At 61.5% G+C, this 24,488-nt stretch carries 23 protein-coding genes and 1 pseudogene; 11 read left to right on the top strand and 13 right to left on the bottom strand.

Translation table 11 applies throughout. The annotated features are described in order from the left end of the window. Nucleotides 1–18 precede the first annotated feature (18 nt). The 3 genes from EGJ27_RS05010 to rep are packed head-to-tail and all read right to left on the bottom strand — an operon-like array spanning nucleotide 19 to nucleotide 3,561. Nucleotides 19–900 (bottom strand): MBL fold metallo-hydrolase, encoded by an 882-nt coding sequence (locus EGJ27_RS05010; protein ID WP_125829628.1) that lies wholly within the window; start codon nucleotides 898–900, stop codon nucleotides 19–21. A 35-nt stretch (nucleotides 901–935) separates the two neighbouring features. Then, nucleotides 936–1,505: a xanthine phosphoribosyltransferase gene (locus EGJ27_RS05005; RefSeq protein WP_125829627.1), complete on the bottom strand. Its 570-nt coding sequence runs from the start codon at nucleotides 1,503–1,505 to the stop codon at nucleotides 936–938. 46 nt (nucleotides 1,506–1,551) lie between these two features. Continuing rightward, nucleotides 1,552–3,561 carry a DNA helicase Rep gene (rep, locus tag EGJ27_RS05000; protein WP_125829626.1) on the bottom strand — a complete coding sequence of 670 codons (2,010 nt, stop codon included), beginning with the start codon at nucleotides 3,559–3,561 and terminating at the stop codon, nucleotides 1,552–1,554. 204 nt (nucleotides 3,562–3,765) lie between these two features. Between rep and EGJ27_RS04995 the strand changes: the two genes are divergently transcribed. Further along, nucleotides 3,766–5,421, top strand: a complete 1,656-nt coding sequence (locus tag EGJ27_RS04995) for a bifunctional diguanylate cyclase/phosphodiesterase (RefSeq protein ID WP_125829625.1) — start codon at nucleotides 3,766–3,768, stop codon at nucleotides 5,419–5,421. 20 nt (nucleotides 5,422–5,441) lie between these two features. Here the strand turns inward: EGJ27_RS04995 and EGJ27_RS04990 are convergent, their stop codons facing one another. Next, a complete protein-coding gene (locus EGJ27_RS04990; RefSeq protein WP_125829624.1) occupies nucleotides 5,442–6,824 on the bottom strand; it encodes a NorM family multidrug efflux MATE transporter in 1,383 nt (460 codons plus the stop codon). Nucleotides 6,825–6,980: 156 nt separating this feature from the next. On the opposite strand from EGJ27_RS04990, the gene EGJ27_RS04985 reads away from it, so the two are divergent. The 3 genes and pseudogenes from EGJ27_RS04985 to EGJ27_RS25280 all read left to right on the top strand — a co-directional run bounded on the left by EGJ27_RS04985 (nucleotide 6,981) and on the right by EGJ27_RS25280 (nucleotide 10,072). Beyond that, nucleotides 6,981–7,901, top strand: coding sequence for a LysR substrate-binding domain-containing protein (locus EGJ27_RS04985; RefSeq protein ID WP_125829623.1), 921 nt, complete (start codon nucleotides 6,981–6,983; stop codon nucleotides 7,899–7,901). A 146-nt stretch (nucleotides 7,902–8,047) separates the two neighbouring features. Further along, nucleotides 8,048–9,217: pseudogene (locus EGJ27_RS25285) on the top strand (Cache 3/Cache 2 fusion domain-containing protein); the annotation flags it as partial. Beyond that, nucleotides 9,212–10,072, top strand: coding sequence for a methyl-accepting chemotaxis protein (locus EGJ27_RS25280; RefSeq protein WP_371920840.1), 861 nt, complete (start codon nucleotides 9,212–9,214; stop codon nucleotides 10,070–10,072). The pseudogene EGJ27_RS25285 and the gene EGJ27_RS25280, both read left to right, overlap by 6 nt. Nucleotides 10,073–10,241: 169 nt before the next feature. On the opposite strand, the gene EGJ27_RS04975 is transcribed toward EGJ27_RS25280, so the two are convergent. Next, the gene (locus tag EGJ27_RS04975) at nucleotides 10,242–11,735 is read right to left on the bottom strand and encodes a YifB family Mg chelatase-like AAA ATPase (RefSeq protein ID WP_125829621.1); all 1,494 of its coding nucleotides are present in this window, start codon (nucleotides 11,733–11,735) and stop codon (nucleotides 10,242–10,244) included. A gap of 153 nt (nucleotides 11,736–11,888) precedes the next feature. After that, entirely contained in the window at nucleotides 11,889–12,173 is a 285-nt protein-coding gene (locus tag EGJ27_RS04970) for an accessory factor UbiK family protein (RefSeq protein WP_125829620.1), read from the bottom strand. A 418-nt stretch (nucleotides 12,174–12,591) separates the two neighbouring features. On the opposite strand from EGJ27_RS04970, the gene glnK reads away from it, so the two are divergent. The 4 genes from glnK (at nucleotide 12,592) to sutA (ending at nucleotide 15,397) form a co-directional block, all read left to right on the top strand. Next, nucleotides 12,592–12,930, top strand: coding sequence for a P-II family nitrogen regulator (glnK, locus tag EGJ27_RS04965; protein ID WP_002555808.1), 339 nt, complete (start codon nucleotides 12,592–12,594; stop codon nucleotides 12,928–12,930). Between the two features lie 35 nt (nucleotides 12,931–12,965). Further along, nucleotides 12,966–14,303, top strand: a complete 1,338-nt coding sequence (locus EGJ27_RS04960; protein ID WP_125829619.1) for an ammonium transporter — start codon at nucleotides 12,966–12,968, stop codon at nucleotides 14,301–14,303. Between the two features lie 243 nt (nucleotides 14,304–14,546). Continuing rightward, the gene (locus tag EGJ27_RS04950) at nucleotides 14,547–14,972 is read left to right on the top strand and encodes a secondary thiamine-phosphate synthase enzyme YjbQ (protein WP_125829618.1); all 426 of its coding nucleotides are present in this window, start codon (nucleotides 14,547–14,549) and stop codon (nucleotides 14,970–14,972) included. Between the two features lie 98 nt (nucleotides 14,973–15,070). Then, nucleotides 15,071–15,397 (top strand): transcriptional regulator SutA, encoded by a 327-nt coding sequence (gene sutA, locus EGJ27_RS04945; protein ID WP_125829617.1) that lies wholly within the window; start codon nucleotides 15,071–15,073, stop codon nucleotides 15,395–15,397. Between the two features lie 136 nt (nucleotides 15,398–15,533). On the opposite strand, the gene EGJ27_RS04940 is transcribed toward sutA, so the two are convergent. The 6 genes from EGJ27_RS04940 to EGJ27_RS04915 are packed head-to-tail and all read right to left on the bottom strand — an operon-like array spanning nucleotide 15,534 to nucleotide 20,108. After that, entirely contained in the window at nucleotides 15,534–16,226 is a 693-nt protein-coding gene (locus EGJ27_RS04940) for an HAD family hydrolase (RefSeq protein ID WP_125829616.1), read from the bottom strand. Then, a complete protein-coding gene (xerC, locus tag EGJ27_RS04935; protein ID WP_125829615.1) occupies nucleotides 16,219–17,118 on the bottom strand; it encodes a tyrosine recombinase XerC in 900 nt (299 codons plus the stop codon). Before xerC ends, EGJ27_RS04940 begins: the two co-directional genes overlap by 8 nt. 3 nt (nucleotides 17,119–17,121) lie before the next feature. Further along, a complete protein-coding gene (locus tag EGJ27_RS04930; protein WP_125829614.1) occupies nucleotides 17,122–17,856 on the bottom strand; it encodes a DUF484 family protein in 735 nt (244 codons plus the stop codon). Between the two features lie 13 nt (nucleotides 17,857–17,869). Then, on the bottom strand, nucleotides 17,870–18,700 hold the full coding sequence (gene dapF, locus EGJ27_RS04925; RefSeq protein WP_125829613.1) for a diaminopimelate epimerase: 831 nt from the start codon (nucleotides 18,698–18,700) through the stop codon (nucleotides 17,870–17,872). Nucleotides 18,701–18,704: 4 nt separating this feature from the next. Continuing rightward, nucleotides 18,705–19,952 carry a diaminopimelate decarboxylase gene (gene lysA / locus EGJ27_RS04920; protein WP_125829612.1) on the bottom strand — a complete coding sequence of 416 codons (1,248 nt, stop codon included), beginning with the start codon at nucleotides 19,950–19,952 and terminating at the stop codon, nucleotides 18,705–18,707. A 9-nt stretch (nucleotides 19,953–19,961) separates the two neighbouring features. Next, nucleotides 19,962–20,108, bottom strand: a complete 147-nt coding sequence (locus EGJ27_RS04915) for a lipoprotein (RefSeq protein ID WP_125829611.1) — start codon at nucleotides 20,106–20,108, stop codon at nucleotides 19,962–19,964. 239 nt (nucleotides 20,109–20,347) lie between these two features. Between EGJ27_RS04915 and cyaY the strand changes: the two genes are divergently transcribed. From cyaY to rnk, 3 genes are all read left to right on the top strand, one after another. Next, nucleotides 20,348–20,680: an iron donor protein CyaY gene (cyaY, locus tag EGJ27_RS04910; RefSeq protein WP_125829610.1), complete on the top strand. Its 333-nt coding sequence runs from the start codon at nucleotides 20,348–20,350 to the stop codon at nucleotides 20,678–20,680. A 2-nt stretch (nucleotides 20,681–20,682) separates the two neighbouring features. Next, on the top strand, nucleotides 20,683–20,916 hold the full coding sequence (locus tag EGJ27_RS04905; RefSeq protein WP_125829609.1) for a DUF1289 domain-containing protein: 234 nt from the start codon (nucleotides 20,683–20,685) through the stop codon (nucleotides 20,914–20,916). A 138-nt stretch (nucleotides 20,917–21,054) separates the two neighbouring features. Beyond that, nucleotides 21,055–21,462 (top strand): nucleoside diphosphate kinase regulator, encoded by a 408-nt coding sequence (rnk, locus tag EGJ27_RS04900; protein WP_125829608.1) that lies wholly within the window; start codon nucleotides 21,055–21,057, stop codon nucleotides 21,460–21,462. A gap of 99 nt (nucleotides 21,463–21,561) precedes the next feature. On the opposite strand, the gene EGJ27_RS04895 is transcribed toward rnk, so the two are convergent. After that, the gene (locus EGJ27_RS04895; protein ID WP_125829607.1) at nucleotides 21,562–24,414 is read right to left on the bottom strand and encodes a class I adenylate cyclase; all 2,853 of its coding nucleotides are present in this window, start codon (nucleotides 24,412–24,414) and stop codon (nucleotides 21,562–21,564) included. Nucleotides 24,415–24,488 lie beyond the last annotated feature (74 nt).

Genomic DNA, 24,488 nt, shown 5'->3' with positions numbered 1-24,488 from the left:
CCGCTCCTACGGCGTTGGTCAGAAGGTGTTCAGCGGGATTTTCAGGTAGCGCACGCCGTTGTCTTCGGGTTCGGGCAATCGGCCGCAGCGCATGTTGACCTGCACCGACGGCAGCATGAGCACCGGCATATCGAGTGTGGCATCGCGGGTTTCGCGCATCTCGACAAAGCGCTCCTCGGAAATGCCGTCGCGCACATGAATGTTGGTGGCGCGCTGTTCGGCCACGGTTGTCATGTATTTCAATTCCCGGCCATTGGGCAGGTAGTCGTGGCACATGAACAGACGAGTGTCGCCAGGCAGGTCGAGGATACGACGGATTGACCTGTACAGCGTCCGCGCATCGGCGCCAGGAAAGTCGCACCGCGCCGTACCGTAATCGGGCATGAACAATGTGTCGCCGACAAAGGCGATCCTTTCATCGCCATCCGCCACGACATAGGTCATGCACGCAGGGGTATGACCGGGCGTGTGCAGTGCCCGAACCTGCAGGCTGCCGAGGGAGAACGTGGCGTTGTCATCCAGCAATACATCGAACTGGCTGCCATCACGCGGGAAATCCGAGGCATTGAACAAGGTGCCGAACACCTTCTGCACGGCCTTGATATGGCGGCCGATCACGGTGCGGCCTGCAACCCGGTGTTTCAGGTAGGCCGCTGCCGAAAGATGATCGGCATGAACATGGGTTTCCAGAATCCATTGCACCGAAGCCTCCAGCGCCCGGACCCGCTCGATCAGCCGGTCGGCGGACGCCGTTGAGGTACGCCCCGACTTTGGATCATAGTCCAGCACGCTGTCGATCAAGGCGCACTGCCGGCTGCTGCGATCCATCACCAGGTAACTGATGGTCGAGGTCTGTTCGTCGAACAATGCCTCGACGTAGAGCCTGTCTGCCATGTTCATGCGTCCTCCTGCTTCAATGCGTCTGCATGGAAAGCTTACTTGAAGGTCACCACACCGCCAGCCAGAGACTCGACCCGAGCCAGTGATTCGACGCGATAACCCTGTGAATCCAGCTCGGCGCGTCCGCCCTGGAAGGATTTTTCGATCACGATGCCCAGCCCTGCGACGGTCGCGCCCGCTTGCTTGATGATGGAAATCAGCGCCTGGGACGCTTTGCCGTTGGCCAGGAAGTCATCGATGATCAGCACCTTGTCGCTGCTGTTCAAATGACGCGGCGAGATGGCAACGGTGCTTTCCGTCTGCTTGGTGAACGAGTACACCGTGGCCGACAGCAGATTTTCGGTCAGCGTCAGCGACTGATGCTTGCGGGCGAAGATGACCGGCACGCCCAGATTCAGACCGGTCATCACGGCCGGCGCGATGCCGGAAGCCTCGATGGTGACGATCTTGGTAACGCCCGAATCGGCGAACAGCCGGGCGAATTCGTCGCCGATGGCCTTCATCAGTGCCGGATCGATCTGATGATTGAGGAACGCGTCGACCTTCAATACCTGGTCGGACAGTACGATGCCTTCTTCGCGAATCTTGGTGTGCAGTGCTTCCACTTCAGTTCCTTGGGTGCGCCATTGCGCAAAAAATGATCAATATAGCCTAGCGTTTCAGCATGGCGCGGATGTCCGCCAGTGCCGTATTACCGCGCACGGCCTTCACTTCGGTTGGTGTGTCGTCGTTGCCTTCCCAGGCCAGGTCGTCCGGTGGCAGTTCGTCAAGGAATCGGCTCGGCGCGCAGTCGATGATTTCGCCGTATTGCTTGCGCTTGGCGGCAAAAGTGAACGCCAGGGTCTGGCGCGCGCGGGTAATGCCCACGTAAGCCAGGCGCCGCTCTTCCTCGATGGTGTCGGCTTCGATGCTGGAGCGGTGCGGCAGGATTTCTTCTTCCATGCCCATGATGAACACATACGGAAATTCCAGGCCCTTGGACGCGTGCAGGGTCATCATCTGCACGCCTTCGGCGCCATCTTCCTCTTCCTGCTGGCGTTCCAGCATGTCACGCAAAACCAGCTTGCCGATGGCTTCCTCGATGGTCATGCCACCTTCTTCGTCCTTCTCCAGCGTGTTTTTCAACGCCTCGATCAGGAACCAGACGTTGCTCATGCGGTAATCGGCGGCTTTGTCGCTGGAGCTGTTCTGACGCAGCCAGTTCTCGTAGTCGATGTCCATGACCATGCTGCGCAGCGCAGCGATGGGGTCGTTCTGCGCGCATTGCTGGCGCACGCCGTCCATCCAGCGCTTGAAGCGTTGCAGGCGATCGGTGAAGCGGCTGTCCAGGTGCTCGCCAAGGCCGATTTCATCGGTGGCGGCGTACATCGAGACCTTGCGCTCGGTGGCGTAGTTGCCGAGTTTTTCCAGGGTCGTGGAGCCGATTTCCCGGCGCGGCACGTTGATCACGCGCAGGAAGGCGTTGTCGTCATCCGGATTGACCAGCAGCCGGAAGTAGGCCATCAGGTCTTTCACTTCCTGACGCCCGAAGAAGCTGTTGCCGCCCGACAAGCGATACGGAATCTGGTGGTGCTGCAATTTCAGCTCGATCAGCTTGGCCTGATAGTTTCCCCGGTACAGGATGGCGAAATCGCTGTAAGGCCGGTCGGTGCGCAGGTGCAGGGTAAGGATTTCCATCGCCACCCGCTCGGCCTCGGCGTCTTCGTTGCGGCAGCGAATGACGCGGATCTCGTCGCCGTGGCCCATTTCCGACCAAAGCTGCTTTTCGAACGCGTGCGGGTTGTTGGAGATCAGCACGTTGGCGCAACGCAGGATGCGGCTGGTGGAGCGGTAGTTCTGCTCCAGCATCACCACTTTCAACGACGGATAGTCGTCCTTGAGCAGCATCAGGTTTTCCGGCCGCGCGCCGCGCCAGGCGTAGATCGACTGATCATCGTCGCCCACGACCGTGAACTGGCAGCGCGTGCCGATCAGCAGTTTCACCAGCAGGTACTGGCTGGCGTTGGTGTCCTGGTATTCGTCCACCAGCAGGTAGCGGACCTTGTTCTGCCACTTTTCCAGAATGTCGGCGTGTTCCTGGAACAGCTTGACCGGCAGCAGGATCAGGTCGTCGAAGTCCACCGCGTTGTACGCCTTGAGCGTGCGCTGGTAATGGGTGTAGACGATGGCCGCGGTCTGTTCCTTGGGATTGCGGGCGTTGGCCAGCGCTTCCTCGGGCAGGATCAGGTCGTTCTTCCAGGCGCCGATCATGTTCTTGATTTCGTCGACGCCGTCGTCGCCCGAATATTCCTTCTGCATGATGTCGGTCATCAGCGCCTTGACGTCGGTCTCGTCAAAGATCGAGAAGCCCGGCTTGTAGCCCAGCCGCGTGTGTTCCTTGCGGATGATGTTCAGGCCCAGGTTGTGGAACGTCGAGACTGTCAGGCCGCGACCCTCGCCACCCTTGAGCAGCGTCCCGACCCGCTCCTTCATCTCCCGCGCGGCCTTGTTGGTGAAGGTCATGGCGACAATATATTGGGCACGAATGCCGCAGTTCTGGATCAGATGGGCGATCTTGCGGGTGATCACGCTGGTCTTGCCGGAACCGGCACCGGCGAGCACCAAAAGAGGGCCGCCGACGTAGTTCACGGCTTCCTGCTGCCGAGGATTGAGTCGGGACATGGCGATAAGGGAGTCGTGTTGCGAAATGGGCGGGCATTTTAACAGGCCCGCAGGTTTGTGCAGCGATGATCGTCGTTGATAGTCATTGTCAGGAACGGCTATCTAAATCTTTGGATTTTGTTACATTTGCCCGCGGCGCGAATTTACGTGCACCCCCTTTTGGGGTGTGGCCATCGGTTTTTCCTTTGCATTTAGGGAGTTAGATTGCCCAGGCCTGTCGAATCCTTGCGGTTGCTACTGCTGGCAGAAGAACCAGCATGGCTGGCGCTCTTGAACGATTGCCTGGGTTCTCCAGGCGGCGAAATCACCTTGTTGCAGCCTGCCGACCGGGCCTCGCTCGGCGCCCGCCACGGCAACGACCGCAGCACCGTGCTTTTGGTGACGCCGGACCTGCTGCCCGCGCATGGCAGCTGCGCCTTGCCGACCATTCTTCTGCTCGACGAAGAACCGCTGGTCGGACCGAGCGCCGTCAGCGACTGGCTGGTCCGCGACACCCTCAGCCGCGACACCCTGCGCCGCTGCCTGCGGCATGTTCTGGAGCGCGGCCTGCTCGAAGATGCCTTGCGCCGCCTGGCAGGCCAGGATTCGCTGACCGGCATCGTCAATCGCCAGGGATTCCATGCTCTGCTGGCCTCACGCCTGGCCGAGGGCAGTCATCTGGCGCTTGGGCATCTGGACCTCGATAACTTCCGGCGAACCAACGACGCGTTGGGCCATCAGGCTGGCGACAGGCTGATCCTGCAGGTGGTCGCTCGCCTCAAGAGCCAGTTGGCGGCCAACGATCATATCGCCCGGCTGGGCGGTGACGAATTTGCCTTGCTGATCGACACCCGCGATGCCCCGCAACGTGCGACACAAATGGCAGAGCGCATCACTGACGCTTTGTCCGAGCCGTACTGGATCGATGGGGAAAGCCTGTTGCTGGGCTGCAGCCTGGGGCTTGCCCATGCAGTCAGCGACGCAGGCTCCGATCCGCTGATGTGGCACGCCCACATCGCCATGCGCCAGGCCAAGAGTTCCCAGGGCTGTACCTTCCATATCTTCGACGAACGCATCAGCCGCAACGCACGCAGCCTGGCGGACCTGGAAGGCGAGCTGCGCCGGGCACTGCGCCGCGACGAACTGGAGCTGCATTACCAGCCGCGCCTGTGCATGAAAAGCGGCAATATCGTCGGTCTCGAAGCATTGGTGCGCTGGCGGCATCATGAGCGCGGCCTGTTGCTGCCCGGCGAGTTCGTGCCGCTGGCCGAGCAGAGCGGTTTGATCATTCCCCTGGGCTACTGGGTGATCTACCGGGCCATGCGCGACATGCAGGCGTTACGCGAGCACGGCATCGCGCCCTTGCACATGGCGGTCAACCTGTCGTTCCGGCAGTTTCAGGACAGCCAGTTGCTGGCGACCCTCAACCGGCTGATCATCGAGCACGCGGTGGACGCGCGCTGGCTGGAATTCGAACTGACTGAAACGGCCGTGATGCGTCGCAGCGATCAGGTCCGCCAGACCATGGACGCCCTGCGGCGCCTGGGTGTGCGCTTCTCGCTGGACGATTTCGGTACCGGGTTCTCGTCGTTCATGCACCTCAACAGCCTGCCCATCACGCTGCTCAAGATCGACAAGAGCTTTGTCGGCGAGATGGAACAGCGCAGCGAAAACTGCAAGCTGGTGCACGCCATGATCAGCCTGGCCCACAACCTCGACCTCGAAGCGGTGGCCGAAGGCGTGGAAACCGCCGAACAGCTGGAGCTGTTGCGCAGCTTCGGATGCGATCAGGTGCAGGGCTATCTGATCAGCAGGCCACTGCCCATGCCGGAGCTGGTAGCGTACCTGACCGCTGACCCATTACAGGCCACGGCGAACTGACCGCAGGGATGCGCGGCTGGTCAGTCCAGCAGCGCATCCCTGACCGACCTCTTGTTCAGCAGGCGAGCAGCCTTGTATTCGAACGCCCAGGTCAGGGCAACTGCCGCGCAGAACAGGCCAAGCGCCAGGCCCCACCAGACGCCCGGAGCCCCCATTTGCGCGGAAAATCCCAACAGCCAGGCAGCCGGCGCAGAGATCAGCCAGTAGCAGCCAAGGCCGATGAGAAACGTTGTCCTGGCATCCTTCAAGCCACGAATCGCGCCCATGGCAATGGTCTGCATGCCATCGAACAACTCGAACCAGGCGGCCACCGCCAGCAGTTTCACCGCCAGAATCACGATCTCGGCGAACTCAGGGTCCTGCACATCCAGGAACAGGCCGATGATCTGGTAAGGAGCCAGCCAGAACAACAGGCCGAACGACAGCATCACCGCGCCGCCAAAGCCAATCCCCACCCGCCCGGCGGTGCGCACCATCTGTGCGTTCCCCGCTCCGTAATGCTGGCCGATACGCATGGTCACCGCGTAGGAAATCCCCACTGGAATCATGAACGCCATCGACACTGACTGGATGGCAATCTGGTGTGCTGCCATCTGCGTGCTGCCCATGGCACCCATACAGAACGCAGCGAACGTGAACAGCCCGACTTCCACCGCGTAAGTGCCGCCAATCGGCAAGCCCAGTCGCCACAGCTCGGCCAGGTGACTGCGCGGCAGTTTGCTCAGCCCCTTGTGGATCGGATAGGCCGCATACGCCGCATGACGCCGGATATGCAGGGCCAGCGCGAGCGCCATGCAGTTGGTCACCACGGCGGTGACCAGCCCGATGCCCATCAGGCCGAGGTTGGGCAGGCCGGACCAGTTGTGGATAAGTGCATAGTTGAGCCCGTAGTTGGCGACCGCGCCGATCAGGCTGATGGTCATCACCGGACCGGCACGGCCCAGGGCGCTGGTGAATCCGCGCAATGCCATGAAACTCAGCAGGCCCGGCAGCGCCAAGGGCAGGGTGATCAGAAATTGAGCAGCCATATGGACGTTGGCCTCGTCCTGACCGAACCTGAGCAGCAACGGCTCCAGGTTCCACAGCAGTAGCATCGCGACCAGCGCCATGCCCCAAGCCAGCCACAAGCCGGCCTGCGTCAGGCGCGTCGCTCCTTCGGCGTCGCCGGCGCCGTGTCGAATCGAGACCAGCGTACCGACGGCCGCCATGACGCCGACACAGAAAAACGAGATGAAACTGTAGGTGGCGGCGCCCAATCCGCCCCCGGCCAGCGCTTCAGGGCCTATCTTGCCCATCATCACCGTGTCGGTGAAAACCATCAGCATGTGGGCCATTTGCGATGCGATAAGCGGCCCGGCCAGACGCAGGATGATCCAGAGTTCTTTGAAGGCGGGCTGCTGCATGGCGGGGTGCTCAACTACATGAATGACTGATGAGCCGGGTATTCTGGGGACTTACATGAACTTTCACAAAGCGATAAATGCGATCATCAGCATGACAAATACTCATGTAGAGGCATTTATCGTAAAGTAGTGGCTCGTCTCGACAGGATGTCTGGAATGCCTCGCAATCTTCCTCCTTTATACGCACTGCGCGCTTTTGAAGCCGCCGCCCGGCACACATCTTTCACTCGCGCGGCGCATGAACTGTCCATCACCCAGAGTGCGGTGAGCCGGCATATCCGCACCCTGGAAGATCATTTCGGCTGTCGGCTGTTCCAACGCAACGGCCGTAATCTGCAACTGACCGAAACCGCACGCGCACTACTGCCGGGCGTCCGCGACGGCTTCCTGGCCCTTGAACGCGCTTGCACCACCGTGCTGGCAGACGAAGGCATTCTGCGCATGAAAGCGCCTTCGACGCTGACCATGCGCTGGCTGCTGGCAAGACTGAGCCGTTTTCGTCATCTTCAGGCCGGAAACGAAGTGCAGCTCACCAGCGCCTGGATGGACATCGACGCGGTGGACTTCGCCCAGGAGCCGTTCGACTGCGCCATTCTGCTCAGTCGCGGGCACTTTCCTCCGGACTGGGAAGCCACCTTGCTGTTCCCCGAGTGGCTGATTCCAGTGGGCGCGCCGACCTTGCTCAAAGAGTCGCCCTGGACCGTGGAGCGCCTGGCAGCGGCCGAACTGCTGCACCCGACGCCGGACCGGCGTGACTGGCGCAGGTGGCTGAACCGCATGGGCATGGCAGGCCAGGTATCGCTCAAGGGCGGTCAGGTATTCGACACACTCGAACTGGGCATGATCGCTGCGGCCCGTGGGTATGGCGTGTCCATGGGCGATTTGCTGATGGTCGCCGAGGACGTGGCGCAAGAGCGGCTGAGTCTGCCATGGCGCACGGCGGTATTCAGTGGCGAAAACTATTATCTGGTCTGGCCCAAGACCCGACCTGGCGCAGAGCGTCTGCGCAGGCTCAGTGATTTTCTGCAAGGTGAAGTGAAGGCGATGGAACTGCCGGACGTGGATTTGTTACAGTAAATAGTGGCCATATGACTGCACTTTGTCGCGATCCTTTGATAATGTCCGCGCCCTGAACTCAAGTATCGGCAGCACGTGCCGATGATGAGTCAAAGTGCTGTTCGTTCAAAACGGTACACCCCTCAACTAAAATAAACTTTTGCTGGATGGTCGCCAGGGTCCTGGTGAATCCAACCATCTTGCTCGGAGTCGTTATGTCCAAGCCCCGTGCCCGAATTGCAACGCAACTCGGTATTGCTTTGGCTGTGATTTTGGCAGTGGTCATCAGTGGCAGCACGTTGTTTGCCCTTAGATCCCTGGATTCATCGAACCTGGTCATCCGTGAAGAACACATGAGCAGCGAGGCGCGCTTGCTCGCCGACCAGCTCAATACGTTCCACAGCACCCTGCGCGACAGCACGCAGCGTCTGAGCGGTCTGTTCGAAAAGCGTTTCGCCGGTGGCCTGACCTTGCAGAACGACAAGAGCTTTAACGTGGGCGGCACGCAGACGCCAGGTCTGTTCCTGGGCGACCATGCGCTTAATAACGACTTCACCGAAGTGGATGAGTTTCGCCGGCTGACAGCGGGCACAGCCACTGTATTCGTGCGTCGCGGCGACGACTTCGTCCGCATCAGCACCTCCGTGACCAAACAGGACGGCAGCCGTGCCATCGGCACCTTGCTGGACCGCCAGAGCCCGGCATACAGCCGTCTCATGGCGGGTCAAGAGTACGTCGGCAAGACCATTCTGTTCGAACGCAACGCCATGACTCAGTACTCGCCGGTACGTGATTCCAGCGGCAACATCATTGCCGCGCTGTTCGTGGGGTTCGATTACACCGACGCCCAGAACACTCAGTTCGAGAACCTGAAAAAATTCCGCATCGGCCAGACCGGCTCGCTGGCACTGCTGGACGACAAAGGGGTGTGGCTGGTGCCACCGGCAGGCGTGAAATCCCTTGAAGATGCCGCCAAAGCGGTCGCTCCCGTGGTTAAACAGACAGGCAAGGGCCAGTTCTGGACCGAGGGCGGCAAGGAGTTCTACAGCGTCGGTCAAACCTTCAGCGGTGGTCCGTGGACCGTGTTGTCGAGCATGCCTCGCGAAGAAATCAGTGCAGTGACCTGGAATGTCGGTACTCAACTGGCAATCGGCAGCCTGCTGGCGATGCTGATCGCCGTGGGCAGCGCCATCTGGCTGCTGCGTAGCAAACTGCGTCCATTGTCCGAACTGGTACAGCAAGCCGATGCGCTGGGCGCCGGCAACCTGAGCGTGCGCTCGAAAGTCACCAGCCAGGACGAAATCGGTCAGCTGGCCGGCAGCTTCAACAAGATGGGTGAAGCGCTGTCATCGATGGTTTCCCACATCCGCACGGCCGCCCAGGAAGTCAGCACCCGTGCCCATGCGCTGTCGGGCATGTCCGGCGGGGCCTACGAAGGGATGGAACAGCAGTCTGGCGAGATCACCAGCATGGCGGGTGCCGTCGAGGAGTTCAGCTCCACCTCCATGAACATTGCCGACAACATGGGTAACACCGAACGTCTGGCACAGGAAAATGCCCAGCAGACCCGCATCGGTCGCACGTCGATGGAAGAAGCTTCCTCCTCACTGCAACAGATTGCGACCTCGCTCAACAGCACAGCGACTGTTATCGACACGTTGGGCCAGCGTTCCCAGGAAATCGGCAGTATTGTCGGCGTGATCACTTCGATTGCCGACCAGACCAACCTGCTGGCGCTGAACGCCGCCATCGAAGCCGCCCGTGCCGGTGAGCAAGGTCGTGGCTTCGCCGTGGTGGCTGACGAGGTGCGCAGCCTGGCGTCGCGGACTCGTCAGGCCACCGACGAAATTTCCGGCATGATCGCCAGCATCCAGCAGGAAACCGGCAACGCAATCAGCACCATGCAGCAGGGCAACCTGCTGATGCAGGAAGGCTTGTCGCGCAATGCCAAAGTGGCTGCTGCGCTGGCTCAGATCGACGAGCAAAGCCGCTCGGCCGGCCTGCAATTTGCCGCGATCACCACCGCGACCCAGGAACAAAGCGACACGGCGACCATGCTCAGCAGCAACTTGCAGAGCATCGCCATGGCCAACAGCGAACAGCGTGAAGTGGTGTCCAACCTGGCCATTACCGCCGAAGAACTGAACTCGCTGGCCGGTGAGCTGCGTAACCAGGTGGATCGGTTTCGCTGAGTGATCAGCTTTATCGTTTGAAACGTCCCCGTGGTCAGCAAGGCGGATCGCCGCCTTGCTGACCAACAGACCAGTGCATATCCGCGCCTGCCGCTCCCACGCAGTCGCGGGCGCTCCTACTTGCCCGGAGCGCTCTTGAAGCCGGCGCATGGTTCTCAGTCACTCCCCCTCACTGGCTAGACGGCCGATACTGCAACGCCTCAGCCAGATGCTCACGGCCGATTGCGTTGACCTGCTCCAGATCCGCGAGGGTGCGGGCCACTTTCAGCAGCCGGTGCGCGGCCCTCAGCGACAAGGTCAAGCGCTCGCAGGCGGTTTCCAGCCAGATCTCGTCTTCACGGGACAGCGCGCAATGCTCACGCAAGCCCGGCAGGTCCAGAAACGCATTGGCGCAACCCTGTCGGCGTTGCTGGCGGTCGCGGGCGCGGGCAACCCGTGCCGCGGCATTTGCGCTGTCCTCGCCAGCCTGGGGAATGTGATGCAGCGCAGTGGCTTCACGGGCCACGGTCAGGTGCAGGTCGATGCGGTCCAGCAGAGGGCCGGACAATTTGTTGCGATAGCGCTCGATCTGCTCGGTCGAGCACCGGCATCGGCCGGTCGGCTCGCCGAGGTAGCCGCATGGGCAGGGATTCATGGCGGCGACCAGCTGAAAGCGCGCCGGAAACCGAACCCTGTCGCGGGCTCGGGCGATCACGATGTGTCCTGACTCCAGTGGCTCACGCAGCACCTCCAGCACCCTGCGATCAAACTCGGGCAGCTCGTCCAGAAACAGCACGCCATGATGCGCCAGGGTGATTTCGCCCGGTTGCGGGCGACTGCCGCCACCTACCAGTGCCGGACCGGACGCCGAATGGTGCGGCTGGCGAAACGGGCGCTGCGGCCAGCAGTCGAGCGGTGTCTGGCTGGCCACTGACTGGATCGCGGCCACTTCCAGCGCTTCGAACTCGTCCAGCGGCGGCAGCAGCCCCGGCAGTCGACTGGCCAGCAACGTCTTGCCAGTGCCGGGCGGACCGCTGAACAACAGGTTATGCGCGCCGGCAGCCGCGACCACCAAGGCTCGCTTCGCGGCGGTCTGGCCCTGGACTTCGTTGAGGTCCGGATAGGGGCGGGACTGCGCCAGCAAGCCACTGGCCTGGTAAGGCGTGATCGGCGTCTGCCCGTTGAAATGGGCAACCAGCTCCAGCAGATGATTCACCGCAATCACCCGAAGCCCCGAGGCCAGGCAGGCCTCCTCCGCGTTGGCGGCCGGGACTACCAGGGTGCGTTCGGCTGCGCGCGCCGCCAGCGCCGCGGGTAACACGCCCTGGACCGGACGAATCGCGCCGGACAACGCCAGCTCGCCCAGACACTCGATATCCTGCAATGCAACCAACGGCACCTGCCCGCTGGCGCCCAGCAGCCCCAACGCAATCGCCAGGTCAAAGCGGCCGCCGTCCTTGGGCAGATCGGCGGGGGCGAGGTTGAGCGTGATGCGGCGCGCAGGAAAACTCAGCCCTGAATTGAGGATGGCGCTGCGCACCCGGTCCTTGCTTTCCTTGACCGCGCCTTCAGGCAAGCCCACCAGCGTCAGCGCGGGCAGGCCGTTGGCAAGGTGGGTTTCGACGGTGACGGCGGGGGCTTCCACGCCCACTTGGGCGCGGCTGTGAACAATGGCCAGCGACATAGATCGTTCCTTGAAAGTGCGACGGCAGACATCGTGCGACATTCAAGGGCGTAACGAGGAAGGGAATGGATACAGGGTGTGAACGCCACCATGCTGGAGCGGGTCGCGTCTGCGCGCCTGGGGCGTCCATGCCCCAGGCCGGGCGTTTGCGGTTCAGCTTGGGTCGGCGGGACGCTCGACATTGGCAGCAGCGGCGGTTTTCTCTTCCATCTGCGCGACTTTGGCTTCCAGCGCCTCCAGACGTGCGCGGGTGCGAGCGAGGACGGCCATCTGGCTGTCGAACTCTTCGCGGCTGACCATGTCGAGCTTGCTGAAGGCGCTGTGCAGCAATGCTTTGAATTGGTTCTCGAATTCGTTGCGGGGCAGCGGCGTCTCGCCGTTGAACAGGCGGGAAGCGTGGCCGCTCAAGGCGTCGAGGAAAGCTTTTGGCGCGAGCATGATGGTTTTTCCGAAGTCAGAACACGCGGCAGTGTAGCACGCGGGGTCTATAGTCTTTTTCAGGTCCTGCCATGCACGATTTTTGAGCATCGGCGCGTGCACGTGCGCACTGTTGTTGTGCGCACCAGCTCCGCCGAGCCGTTCCTGGTGACCCCTTTAACGGCTCCGGGGCCCGTATTTCATCAATTTTCGTGAGATGGCAAGCTTTCTGCTTAGTGGCAGATGACCCATGCACTGATGCAGTCGCTGTGACGAAGGCAGTGCGGCAGGCGGAGCGGGGAATGTTTCGTCAGAAGCGGTTTTCTGGAGTTGGTCCGGCTCATCCGGCGACCGACGCGTTACAAAGCCAGGCACTGCGCTTAGACTTGAGTCGGGTTTGTTTTCCTGGGGCAAGTCCACCAATTCGGGAGAAAGTTTCATGAAGCTAGTCACTGCAATCATCAAGCCGTTCAAGTTGGACGACGTGCGCGAGTCGTTGTCTGAAATCGGCGTGCAGGGCATCACCGTCACCGAGGTCAAAGGTTTCGGTCGTCAGAAAGGTCACACTGAGCTGTACCGCGGCGCTGAATACGTAGTCGACTTCCTTCCAAAGGTGAAGATCGATGTCGCTATCGATGACAAGGATCTTGATCGCGTGATCGAGGCCATCACCAAAGCCGCCAATACCGGCAAGATCGGTGACGGCAAGATTTTCGTGGTGAATCTGGAACAGGCCATCCGCATCCGTACCGGCGAAACCGATACCGACGCAATTTAAGCCGCCATACCCCAAAAGCCCCAGGAGAAAACAATATGACTCTGCGTCAATTCGCAGGGCTAGGAGCCCTGTTGTCCCTTGCATTACCTGGTCTGGCCCTGGCGGCTGATCCGGTTGCCGAGCCCGTCCTCAACTCCGGCGACACTGCATGGATGCTGACGGCGACTGCTCTGGTCCTGTTCATGACTATCCCCGGCCTTGCGCTGTTCTACGGCGGCATGGTGCGTTCGAAAAACATTCTTTCCGTGATGATGCAATGCTTCGCCATCACTGGCCTGATCAGCATCCTCTGGGTCGTCTACGGCTACAGCATCGCCTTCGACACGACGGGCATGGAAGAAGGCGTCGTCAACTTCAACTCTTTCTTCGGCGGCATGGGCAAAGCGTTCCTCGCGGGCATCACACCATCGAGCATCACAGGCCCTGCGGCACTGTTCCCTGAGGCAGTCTTCGTCACCTTCCAGATGACGTTCGCCATCATTACCCCGGCGCTGATCGTCGGTGCATTCGCAGAACGCATGAAGTTCTCCGCCATGCTGGTGTTCATGGGCATCTGGTTCACGCTGGTCTACGCGCCAATCGCTCACATGGTCTGGGGCGGCGTCGGCGGCCTGATGTGGGACTGGGGCGTTCTGGACTTCGCCGGCGGCACCGTGGTGCACATCAACGCCGGTGTGGCCGGTCTGGTGGCGTGCCTGGTACTGGGCAAGCGCAAAGGTTTCCCGACCACTCCGATGGCTCCGCACAACCTGGGTTACACCCTGGTCGGCGCCGCGATGCTGTGGATCGGCTGGTTCGGCTTCAACGCAGGTTCCGCTGCAGCTGCCAACGGCACGGCCGGCATGGCGATGCTGGTTACCCAGATCGCAACCGCCGCCGCTGCACTGGGCTGGATGTTCGCCGAGTGGGTCACCCACGGTAAGCCAAGCGCACTGGGTATCGCATCGGGCGTGGTTGCAGGCCTGGTTGCAGTAACCCCGGCGGCGGGTACCGTTGGTCCGATGGGCGCACTGGTGATCGGTCTGGCTTCGGGCGTGATCTGCTTCTTCTGCGCCACCAGCCTCAAGCGCAAGCTGGGCTACGACGACTCCCTGGACGCATTCGGCGTGCACGGTGTCGGCGGTATCGTCGGCGCCATCCTGACCGGCGTGTTTGCAGCTCCGGCCCTGGGCGGCTTCGGCACCGTGACCGACATCGGCGGTCAGGTCTGGATTCAGTTCAAAGGCGTAGCGTTCACCGTGGTCTACACCGCGATCGTGACCTACATCATTCTCAAGGTGCTGGATGCAGTCATGGGTCTGCGTGTCACCGATGAAGAAGAGTCTGTCGGTCTGGACCTTGCGCAACACAACGAGCGTGGCTACAACTTGTAATCGGCCACTGCTGCGGAAACAAAAATGCCCGGTTTCCGGGCATTTTTTTGTCTGTCTTTTGTGAATCAACTGCCAGTTTGCGCTGTCATTTATCTTGCCGCCGGGAGCGATCCGGGCGGTTCGACAATGCGCTCTTCGCGTGGCTGACAGCTCGGTTGTCAACTCGTCCGAAAGCCGCATTATTGCGGGCTTTGCTTTTTTCACAGGCGAGTTAGAATGCGCGCCGAACGTACGGAGAACGGTATGTGGCATCAATCCAGGATTACCCTCAAGGCCAGGCCTCGCGGGTTTCATCTGGTGACCGACGAGATACTGGCAGGCTTGCCGCAGCTGCGTGGTTGTCAGGTCGGATTGCTGCATTTGTGGCTGCAACATACCTCGGCTTCGTTAACGGTCAACGAGAATGCCGATCCGGCGGTACGTCGTGACTTCGAGCGTTTCTTCAGCCGTCTTGTGCCGCAAGGTGCGGGCGGCTACGAACACAACGACGAAGGCCCTGATGATCTGCCGGCGCACTTCAAGGCCAGTTTGCTAGGCTGCCAGTTGGTTTTACCGGTGACGGCGGGGCGACTGGCGCTGGGGACCTGGCAAGGTGTTTATCTGGGTGAGCACCGGGATGCTGGCGGTGCTCGCAACGTCCTTGCCACCCTTCAGGGTGAATGGACATGATCGCCAGACATGGCGGTTGTTGAATTTTTTCCGACAGCCTTGGATTTTGAGGCTGCTGGGCTATAACTAATCTGCTTTCGCAAGTCATGAGGTAGAACATGAGCGACGACGACAACGATGATCTGGTAGACGACCTGGAAGGTGAAGAGGACGGCGAGGAGCTTGCTGCTGCTCCTGAAGACGACGCCTCCGATGCCGACGATGGTGCTGAAGCCTCGGCTACACCTGTCAAAGGCAAGGCCAAGGCTGCGGTATCGGTCGATGAGCTGCCTAGCGTAGAAGCCAAGAACAAGGAGCGTGATGCTCTTGCCCGTGCCATGGAGGAATTCCTGGCGCGCGGTGGCAAGGTGCAGGAAGTGGAGGCCAACGTGGTCGCCGATCCGCCCAAGAAGCCAGACAACAAATACGGCAGCCGCCCGATTTAACGCTGCACGGCCGTATGAGAAAAGCCCGCTGTCGCTGCGGGCTTTTTTTTGGGGGAATTTTTGTAGGAGCGAGCTGGCTCGCGAAGAGGATGGGTTCGCCAGCAAGCTGGCTCCTACCGATTCCGCGCCGCCAGGCTCAGGCCCAGCGCGCCAACACCTCGGGCAGCTGCGACAGGTTGTGGATTTCCGCGTCCGGAAGATTGTCGGCTTCCCAGGCCTTGCCCTGCGGGTTGTACCAGATGGCGCGCATGCCGGCGCGTTGTGCGCCGGCGATGTCATCACTGGGGTGATCGCCGATATGCACGGCCGTGCTGGCGTCCACATTGGCCCGGCGCAACGCTTCCAGAAACGGCGCGGCGTCCGGCTTGCCAATGCCCAGGTCTTCGGCACACAGCGCAAATGCGAAATAATCCGCCAGGCCCAGGCGTCGCACGTCGGCGTTGCCGTTGGTGATCACACCCAGGGTGAAGGTCTTGGCCAGGATTTCCAGGGTGGGCTGCACGTCCGGAAAGATCTGCACCTGGTGCCTGCCATGCAGGAACACCTCGAAACTCCTGTCGGCCAGATCCTGAGCCTGCTCGGACTCGTAGCCGGCGTCTTCCAGTGCATGAAGCAGAACCTGACGTCGCAAGGCGCTGATCCGATGCTTCAAAGACGGCTCCGCCTCGACCAGGCGAGTGCGGATTTCCCACAGGTGCTCGACCGGAACCGGCCCCAACAGCGGCGCGTGCTCGGTCAACCAGTCGCGCAAAGCCGCTTCGGCGCCCACGAGCGCTGGCGCGGTATCCCACAGAGTGTCGTCCAGATCGAAAGTGATGAGCTTAATCATGGGCAGATCCTTTGCGTTTGGCGCGGGGATGGGCACCGTCGTATACGGTCGCCAGATGTTGAAAGTCTAGATGCGTATAGATTTGCGTGGTCTTGATGTCCGCATGACCGAGCAATTCCTGCACGGCGCGCAGATCCTGCGAGGATTCCAGCAGATGGCTGGCGAAGGAATGACGCAGCATGTGCGGATGCAGATTCTGACCCAGCTCGCGCTCGCCGGCGGCCTTCAGACGCTTTTGAATAGCCCGAGGCCCAAGGCGTTTACCCTGCTGGCTGACGAACACCGCGTCATCCTGCGGATTGGCCAATGCACGCAAGGAGAGCCAGTTTTCCAGTGCCGAGCGGGCCTTGCTGCCCACCGGCAGGACTCGGGTCTTGCTGCCCTTGCCGAGTACCTGCACCAGACCTGCACTCAGATCGAGTTGATCCAGATTCAGTCCCGTCAGTTCGGAAAGCCGCAGCCCGGAGGAGTACAGCAGCTCCAGAATGGCCTGATCACGACGAGCCAGAAAGTCATCTTCGACAGCGCCATCCAGCAACTGCGCGGTCCGGTCGGTGTCCAGGGTCTTGGGCAGTCGTCGCTCACCCTTGGGCGGCGACAGGCCGTTGGCCGGGTCGTGCTGGCAAATGCCTTCGCGGTTCAGGTACAGGTAGAGCCCGCGCACCGCCGAGAGCATACGTGCCAGGCTGCGGGACGACTGGCCCTGTTGATGCTGGCGGGCCACGAAACTGCGCAGGTGCTGGATATCAAGGTCTACCCAGCTGGAGACATGGGCCTTCTCGCAATAAGCGAGAACCTTGTTCAGATCGCGTCGATAAGCTTCCAGGGTATGCGGCGATACCTGGCGCTCACTGCGCAGGTGCATGCAGTAGGCATCCAGGTGCTGTTCCATGGCCTAGCGGACCGAGCGCAGCGAATGGGTGAAGCGCGGCACCAGGCGCCCGAGTACATCGGCGATGTAACTGAGGAACAACGTGCCTACCGAACTCTTGTAGTGCTGAGGATCGCGGCTGCCGATCGCCAGTACGCCGTGCAGTCCCAGATGATTGAGCGTCACGACGGCGGCGGAGCCGACTTCCTTGCTTTGCTCGGCACCGAACAGGAAGGCCAGTTCATGCTCGCGCAGGGCGCCGCATACGGTCTTCTCGCCGATCAGACCGCCGATGGCTTTCTGCGCTTCGGCACTGCTGACCCAACGTCCCACGGTGGCCGGAGTGTCGCTGAACAGGATCAGGCTGACGAAAGGCACCTGGAATTCCTGGCGCAGGCTGTCTTCGGCTGCAATGACCAGCTCATCAAGGCTGGTGGCATCCATCAGGGCAAGGTTCAGGCGCCGGGTCTTTTCGAAAAGGCGGTCGTTGTCCCGGGCCACATCCATCAGCTGGGACAAACGGTGGCGCATTTCGATGTTGCGCTCGCGCAGCACCTTGAGCTGGCGTTCTACCAGCGAAACGGTGTCGCCGCGCTGATGCGGGATGCGCATCGAAACCAGTAGTTCGTCGTGCTCGGCGAAAAAATCAGGGTGCTGAAGCAGGAATGCAATGACCGCCTCCGCTTCAAGATTGGGCGCTGCGCTATCGGCAGGCGATTCGCTGGTGTTGCCGGTTGAAGCCGGAGGCTGATCGGTCATCGCATTTGCTCACTCATAGACGAACTTGGCCTTCGTAAACCCGAACGGCCGGGCCGGTCATCATGACCGGATGGCCCGGGCCTGCCCATTCGATGGACAGGCGTCCGCCGGGCAGGTCGATCAGCAGCGGTGAGTCCATCCAGCCCTGGCTGATGGCCGCGACCGCCGCCGCACAGGCACCGGTGCCGCAGGCCTGGGTTTCCCCGGCGCCGCGTTCCCAGACACGCAGCTGTGCGCGCTGGCGGTCCACCACATGAAGAAAGCCCACATTGACCCGCGCCGGAAAGCGCGGGTGGTGTTCGATCTTCGGCCCCAATTGATGCACCGGGGCCGCATTGATGTCGTCCACCCGCAGGACGGCATGGGGGTTGCCCATCGAAACGGCGGCCAGTTCGACGTTCTGGCCGTCGACCTCGAGGTTGTAGCTGAGCGCCTGCTCAGGCGCTTCGAACGGGATCTCGCTCGGCACCAGGCGTGGCGGCCCCATGTCGACGCTGATCTGGCCATCGTTGCGGATGTCCAGTTCGATGATGCCGCCTTTGGTTTCCACGCGGATCTGGCGCTTGGCGGTCAGGCGCTTATCCAGCACGAAGCGGGCGAAGCAGCGCGCGCCGTTGCCGCACTGCTCGACCTCGGAGCCGTCGGAATTGAAGATCCGGTAGCGAAAGTCCACATCCGGATTGCTAGGCGCCTCGACCAGCAGCAGCTGATCGAAACCGACTCCGGTGTGCCTGTCGCCCCACTGTTTGGCGTGCTTGGGCAAGATATGCGCGTGCTGACTCACCAGGTCCAGGACCATGAAGTCGTTACCCAGCCCGTGCATCTTGGTAAAACGCAGCAGCATGGGTTTACTCCGGCAGCAGGCTTTCGCCGGCGAACAACTCGGCCACGGTTTCGCGACGACGCACTTCGAAAGCCTGGGAACCGTCGACCAGTACTTCAGCGGCGCGGCCACGGGTGTTGTAGTTCGAGCTCATGACAAAACCATAGGCGCCCGCCGAATGCACGGCCAGCAGATCGCCTTCGGCCAGGGCCAGTTCGCGGCCCTTGGCGAGGAAATCGCCGGTCTCGCAGATCGGGCCGACGATGTCGTAGGCGCGGGGCTCGGCATCACGGGGGCGCACGGCGGTCACGTCCATCCAGGCTTGATACAGCGCCGGGCGGATCAGGTCGTTCATCGCTGCGTCGACGATGGCGAAGTCCTTGTGTTCAGTGTGCTTGAGGTACTCGACCTGGGTCAGCAGAACGCCGGCATTGGCGACGATAAAGCGGCCCGGCTCGAACACCAGGCCCAGATCGCGGCCTTCGAGACGCTCACGGACAGCCTTGATGTAGTCGGCGGCCAGCGGAGGCTCTTCATCGCGATAGCGCACACCCAGACCGCCACCCAGATCGATGTGGTGCAGATGGATGCCGCAATCGCCGAGGCGGTCCACCAGATCCAGCAAACGATCCAGCGCATCGATAAAGGGTTCCAGCGTGGTCAGCTGCGAGCCGATGTGGCAATCGACCCCGATCACTTCCAGGTTGGGCAGCTGCGAAGCGCGGATGTAGACATCTTCTGCATCGGCAATGGCAATGCCGAATTTGTTTTCCTTCAGGCCCGTCGAGATATACGGGTGGGTGCCGGCATCGACGTCCGGGTTGACCCGCAGCGAGATCGGCGCGCGAACGTTGAGTTCGGCCGCCACGACCTGCAGGCGCTCCAGCTCGTCGGTGGACTCGACGTTGAAGCAGTGGACGCCGACTTCCAGGGCGCGGCGCATGTCATCGCGGGTCTTGCCGACGCCGGAGAACACGATCTTGTCCGCCTTGCCGCCAGCCGCCAGAACGCGTTCCAGCTCGCCCCTCGACACGATGTCGAAACCGGCACCCAGACGCGCGAGGACATTGAGCACGCCCAGGTTGGAGTTGGCTTTTACCGCAAAGCAGACCAGATGCGGCATGCCGCTCAGCGCATCGGCATAGGCCCGATATTGCGCTTCGATATGAGCGCGGGAGTAGACATAGGTTGGCGTGCCGAAGCGCTCGGCAATGGCAGACAATGCCACTCCCTCCGCGAACAGCTCGCCGTCGCGGTAGTTGAAGGCGTCCATGGGATTCCCTTAAAGATGCTTGTGCGAGTGCGATTTGGCTTGTTCGTCGGAAGACTTGGTGTCATCAGGCAGGTACAGCGGGCCTTTTTGACCACAGGCAGTAACCAGGCAAGCAACCGCGACGAGCGCAGCAAGCGAAGAGATCAGGCGCTTCATGGCGAAATCCTTTGTAAAAGCATTAATTGCGCCCGAGTATACCGGCCACCTGCGGGATTGCCTATGTGGTGTCCCGCCCGTCCGGCGGGGCTTTGACGCGATATCCCGGGATTTGCCGCTTTACTTCGGATTATTGGCACCCCCCGCGCTGCGCTCGGCGGGTAAGCTTTGCATTTGGCATGCGGCGTCCGTATCTTGCGTCACGGCGTCATCCGCAGACATTTTTCGAGGTTCCCGCAATGAGTTTGACCGAAGCCCGCTTTCACGACCTGGTCGATGCCACCCAGCAGGCGCTGGAGGACATTTTCGACGAAAGTGACCTGGACCTGGACATTGAAAACTCGGCTGGCGTTCTGACCGTTAAATTCGAAAACGGCACGCAGCTGATCTTCAGCCGTCAGGAGCCTCTGCGTCAGCTCTGGCTGGCCGCGCGCTCGGGCGGTTTTCACTTCGACTATGACGAAGAGCACGGCCGCTGGGCCTGCGACTCCAGTGACGAGCTGTTGAGCGAAATGCTGACCCGCTTTACCCACGAGCAAGCCGGCGTCGAGCTGGACTTCGACGAGATCTGATCGTGTCTCAACCTCCTGTTTCTCCGCGCCCGCCCAAGCCGCTGTTCAGCAACGTCAGCCCGGCGGTGCCGTCGCCGTGCGTCAGCCTGTGCCGTCTCGATGAGCAAAAGGTCTGTCTCGGCTGCTTCCGCCACGTGGAAGACATCCGCGAATGGCGTTCGGCCGACGATGACCGCAGACGCCAGATTCGCATCCAGGCAGACCTGCGCAGGCAACACGCCCAAGTGGCCGGGTAACGTCCCGTCGGGTTGTGTATTTATTGCCCTGTGTTAGTGTCAGAACCTGCTTTTCTTGAAAGAGAGGCCAATCAAAACCCCGCCCACGCTGGCGGGGTTTTGCTTTTATAACGCGCAGAACAGGAGTTTGCCTTAGTCATGAACACCGTCCCTCCCATCATCCTCACCCGGCTCGACGTTCAGCGTCTGGAGCGCCTGATCGACAGCCAGGATGAGAACAGTCCCGGCGTAAAGGCGCTGCAGGCCGAACTGGATCGCGCCGATCAAGTGGTCGGCCACGACGAGGTGCCTGCGGGCCTGGTGACCATGAATTCGCGTGTGCACTGCCGTGAAGAAAGCAGCGGCAAGGACTACCACCTCAAGCTGGTCTACCCGCAGGACGCAGGCGTCGAAGGCACGGTTTCAGTCCTGGCTCCGATTGGTTCGGCGCTGCTGGGCTTGCAGGTCGGCCAGCACATCGACTGGCCCGCGCCGGGCGGCAAGACCCTCAAGCTGACTCTGTTGGCCGTCGAGTACCAGCCGGAGGCGGCGGGGGAGTACCAATAAGCCTTGTCGGCCTGGTGTTTGCGTAGGAGCGCGGTGGCCTGAGTCATCTCGCACTCATCTCTGCTGCCGCTTCGCGCCAGATCGCGAGCAAGCTCGGTCCTAGGGGTTAGCGCCGACATCATCCATCGCGTCATTGAGCAGCTGTTCCAGCTCAGCCTTATGGCGCAGGAACAGGATGCTCTGCCCATGACCTTCGTTGAGCAGGCCGGACAAGTCCAGATCGGTGATGTAGCAGCGATACCGCCGGGTTTCCCGGCGTTTGGCGAGGATCTGGCGGGCAACTTCCGCGTAGAGCTGATCACCGAACTCCAGTTCGGAATACTCACTGTTGTCGCAGTAGAGCGTTACGCTCATCTGGCCCGGAGATGTCTCTTCGATGATGGCCTGGACGTCATAGAACGGCTTATGGGCAGCGGTCGGCGGCGTACGTGACTCGACACGCCGGGCGCGTCCGGCTCCGGACGGCAATACCTGGTAATAAAGGGTTTCCAGCGACACCGGTTCGGCCGGGTTATCCAGCGGCAATGACGCACCCCGGCGATACACCAGCGAATGAAGAAAGCGCTGCAGCGGCATCAACAGGCTGTGTTCGTCGTGATACGGCAAGCGCTGGTGCCACAGCGAGTTGTGCTCGTCGAGCACGTAGAGATCCGCTTCCGCCTCGTTCAGACGGTAGAACACCTGGATGCACTCCGGCTGCCCGAATGGCAGGATCAGCGCCAGATCATGGTCGTCCAGCGCTTGCGGGTCCAGGTGCAGCGGGCTGTAGCGCGGCCGCTCTTCGCCCAGATAAGTGAACAGTCCGCCCAGGCTGTTGACCACCACGTGCGTGACCTGCTCGGGGTTCATCTCCAGCACGTGGTACTGCTGCTGGACCTGAATCAGGTATCGATGATTCAGTCGCCGGGCATGCAACAGCCGCGCGGTGCTGACCAGTTCATCCACTCGCTGGGCGATGGCCGAGGCGCGGTTGTGGCAGAAGCAACGCACCCGGACATGCGCCTGACTGTCGCCCAGGCTGCCGAGCAGTTCACTGATGCAGTCGAGCAGGGCATGCGGGCCGTCGAAGCGACTGACCAGGGTTTCGTTCCAGCTGTTGAGCGTAATCTGGTCCAGCGTCAGCACCAGGTTTTCACGAACCCCGGCGTAGCTGAGCGAATCGGTACGCTCGGTGGTCATCAGGATGTTCAGGTCGCGGTGATGTCGCAGCGGGTCTACACCGACGTTGACCAGCAGCAGGATTTCCTTCGGCACACTGGCCTTGAGCAACACCTCGTCACTCACTTCGGGCAACGGCAGCGCGATGGCCTGTTGCAGGGCGCCGAGCAGGTTGAACAGTTCGAACTCGCTCAGATCGCTGGTACCGGGGTGCAGCGCCAGCCGGGTCGTGGTGTCGATGACGTTGTTGCGGTGGCACCAGGTGAGCAGTTCCAGCAACTCGCGGCTGCGCTTGATCGGCGAAAAGTCGATCCATTCATGCACGTTGAGGTTGCCGTTGTAGAGCGCCCATTGGTTTTTGCCTGGCTCGCGCTTGTTCGGAGACTGGACCAGCGTCAGGGTGTCTTCGGCCAGGTCCGGCGCGATGCCGGGGTTGATGAACTCGACCTTGCCCGCCTTGCGTTCGAAAGCGGCATACAGCCGACGCCCGAGCACCGTCATGTCACGGCTGTCGATCGAGCTTTCGATGTTCTGCAGCCGGGCGAACAGGGTGAGGAAGCGGTAGCTGAAATTCAGTTCATTGACCAGCGAGCGGCGCTCATGGGCAACCTGGCGGACTTTCCACTGGCTTCGGCTATCGAGCAAGGCGAGCTGGCGTTCGTCCCAGCCCCACTCGCCGGTCAGGCGCTCCAGCAACCGGCGCTGCCAGCTGTTGCTGCGCTGGCGAGTCGGGCCGGTCAGCTTGCGATTGACTTTCAGGTACAGGCTGCGGCGCACCAGCTCCAGCCGCTCGCTCTCGCCACGGGCCTGCAAGTGCTCTTCGATGCGCCGGTACACCACCATGTAGGGGTCCAGCTCATCCAGATCCAGTCGATTGGCAAACACCGCCTGCTTGAAGCGCATGCTCAGGCACTGAACGCTGGGGTATTCGCTGGAATACACCTCGATCAACAGCAGTTTGAGCACCGACTTGTAAGGGGACTCGATGCCCTTGAACAGTTGCCACAACCCGGCGCCGACGAATTCGCCGGGCGGGATCTGCGCCATCGGGCCGAGGTCGAGTACCTCGTCAGCGCGGATGAAACGCTTGGACAGCAGCGTATGGGTGTAGTCCTCGTAACTCTCTTCCTCGTACACCGGCACCAGCCACCACATCGGCGTGCGCCCGGCGAGCCAGATGGCGGTGCGATAGAACTCGTCCAGCAGCAGATAGTGCTGGGTCGTCCCGCAATCGTCGGAGCTGAGCTGAGTGTCCCGATCTCCCGCCTTGAAACGCTGGGGGTCGATCAGGAAGAAATGCGCCTCGGCGCCCATGGTCGCCGCCCAGGCTTCCAGTGCCTGGCACTTTCTGCGCAGTTCGGCGATGGCTTCGGCCGGCAGGCTGGAGTCGTGGCACACCCAGACGTCCATGTCGCTTTGATCGGCCTGCGCCAAAGTGCCCAGGCTGCCCATGAGAAACAGGCCATGAATGGGTTGCGGCGGATTGCCGTGGCGCACCTTGTAGGAAAACGAGCGCGTCAGGCGCTGGGCTTCGGCCAGGGCCAGGGCATCGGGTTCGTAGTGCGAGACGCCGGCCGGCGTGCTGCTGGACACATAGCCGGGCAGTAACGGGTGGTTGACGTGGAAGAACAGCGGCAGCAGCGTCATGACCGACTGCTGGCGTGTCGACAGTCCCTCCATGGCGCGCGCGTACCGCCCGTCATTGAGAGTCAGGAAGCGATTACGAAGCTGGCTGAGCACCTTGCGGTCGATGCCCTCATCCAGGTCCGGGCGAATTTCGAGGTTATGCGTCATCGCAACTCATTGCATCTGGCCGCGCAGGCATTGAAGTAGTGAGCAAGATGGCGAAGAAGTTACAGCCGAGAGGA

Source organism: Pseudomonas sp. v388 (genome assembly GCF_003935425.1).
GTDB lineage: Bacteria > Pseudomonadota > Gammaproteobacteria > Pseudomonadales > Pseudomonadaceae > Aquipseudomonas.
This window is presented reverse-complemented; position numbering and strand designations above follow the sequence as displayed.

Excerpts from the sequence above, each read along its gene's own strand:
- xerC (WP_125829615.1), bottom strand. The coding sequence starts at position 17,118 with ATGGAACAGCACCTGGATGCCTACTGCATGCACCTGCGCAGTGAGCGC.
- rep (WP_125829626.1), bottom strand. The coding sequence starts at position 3,561 with ATGTCCCGACTCAATCCTCGGCAGCAGGAAGCCGTGAACTACGTCGGC.
- dapF (WP_125829613.1), bottom strand. The coding sequence starts at position 18,700 with ATGCTGCTGCGTTTTACCAAGATGCACGGGCTGGGTAACGACTTCATG.
- lysA (WP_125829612.1), bottom strand. The coding sequence starts at position 19,952 with ATGGACGCCTTCAACTACCGCGACGGCGAGCTGTTCGCGGAGGGAGTG.
- EGJ27_RS04950 (WP_125829618.1), top strand. The coding sequence starts at position 14,547 with ATGTGGCATCAATCCAGGATTACCCTCAAGGCCAGGCCTCGCGGGTTT.
- EGJ27_RS04985 (WP_125829623.1), top strand. The coding sequence starts at position 6,981 with ATGCCTCGCAATCTTCCTCCTTTATACGCACTGCGCGCTTTTGAAGCC.
- EGJ27_RS04940 (WP_125829616.1), bottom strand. The coding sequence starts at position 16,226 with ATGATTAAGCTCATCACTTTCGATCTGGACGACACTCTGTGGGATACC.
- EGJ27_RS05010 (WP_125829628.1), bottom strand. The coding sequence starts at position 900 with ATGAACATGGCAGACAGGCTCTACGTCGAGGCATTGTTCGACGAACAG.
- EGJ27_RS04990 (WP_125829624.1), bottom strand. The coding sequence starts at position 6,824 with ATGCAGCAGCCCGCCTTCAAAGAACTCTGGATCATCCTGCGTCTGGCC.
- EGJ27_RS04930 (WP_125829614.1), bottom strand. The coding sequence starts at position 17,856 with ATGACCGATCAGCCTCCGGCTTCAACCGGCAACACCAGCGAATCGCCT.
- rnk (WP_125829608.1), top strand. The coding sequence starts at position 21,055 with ATGAACACCGTCCCTCCCATCATCCTCACCCGGCTCGACGTTCAGCGT.
- EGJ27_RS04975 (WP_125829621.1), bottom strand. The coding sequence starts at position 11,735 with ATGTCGCTGGCCATTGTTCACAGCCGCGCCCAAGTGGGCGTGGAAGCC.
- cyaY (WP_125829610.1), top strand. The coding sequence starts at position 20,348 with ATGAGTTTGACCGAAGCCCGCTTTCACGACCTGGTCGATGCCACCCAG.
- EGJ27_RS04960 (WP_125829619.1), top strand. The coding sequence starts at position 12,966 with ATGACTCTGCGTCAATTCGCAGGGCTAGGAGCCCTGTTGTCCCTTGCA.
- EGJ27_RS04970 (WP_125829620.1), bottom strand. The coding sequence starts at position 12,173 with ATGCTCGCGCCAAAAGCTTTCCTCGACGCCTTGAGCGGCCACGCTTCC.
- sutA (WP_125829617.1), top strand. The coding sequence starts at position 15,071 with ATGAGCGACGACGACAACGATGATCTGGTAGACGACCTGGAAGGTGAA.
- EGJ27_RS25280 (WP_371920840.1), top strand. The coding sequence starts at position 9,212 with ATGGGTGAAGCGCTGTCATCGATGGTTTCCCACATCCGCACGGCCGCC.
- glnK (WP_002555808.1), top strand. The coding sequence starts at position 12,592 with ATGAAGCTAGTCACTGCAATCATCAAGCCGTTCAAGTTGGACGACGTG.
- EGJ27_RS04895 (WP_125829607.1), bottom strand. The coding sequence starts at position 24,414 with ATGACGCATAACCTCGAAATTCGCCCGGACCTGGATGAGGGCATCGAC.
- EGJ27_RS04915 (WP_125829611.1), bottom strand. The coding sequence starts at position 20,108 with ATGAAGCGCCTGATCTCTTCGCTTGCTGCGCTCGTCGCGGTTGCTTGC.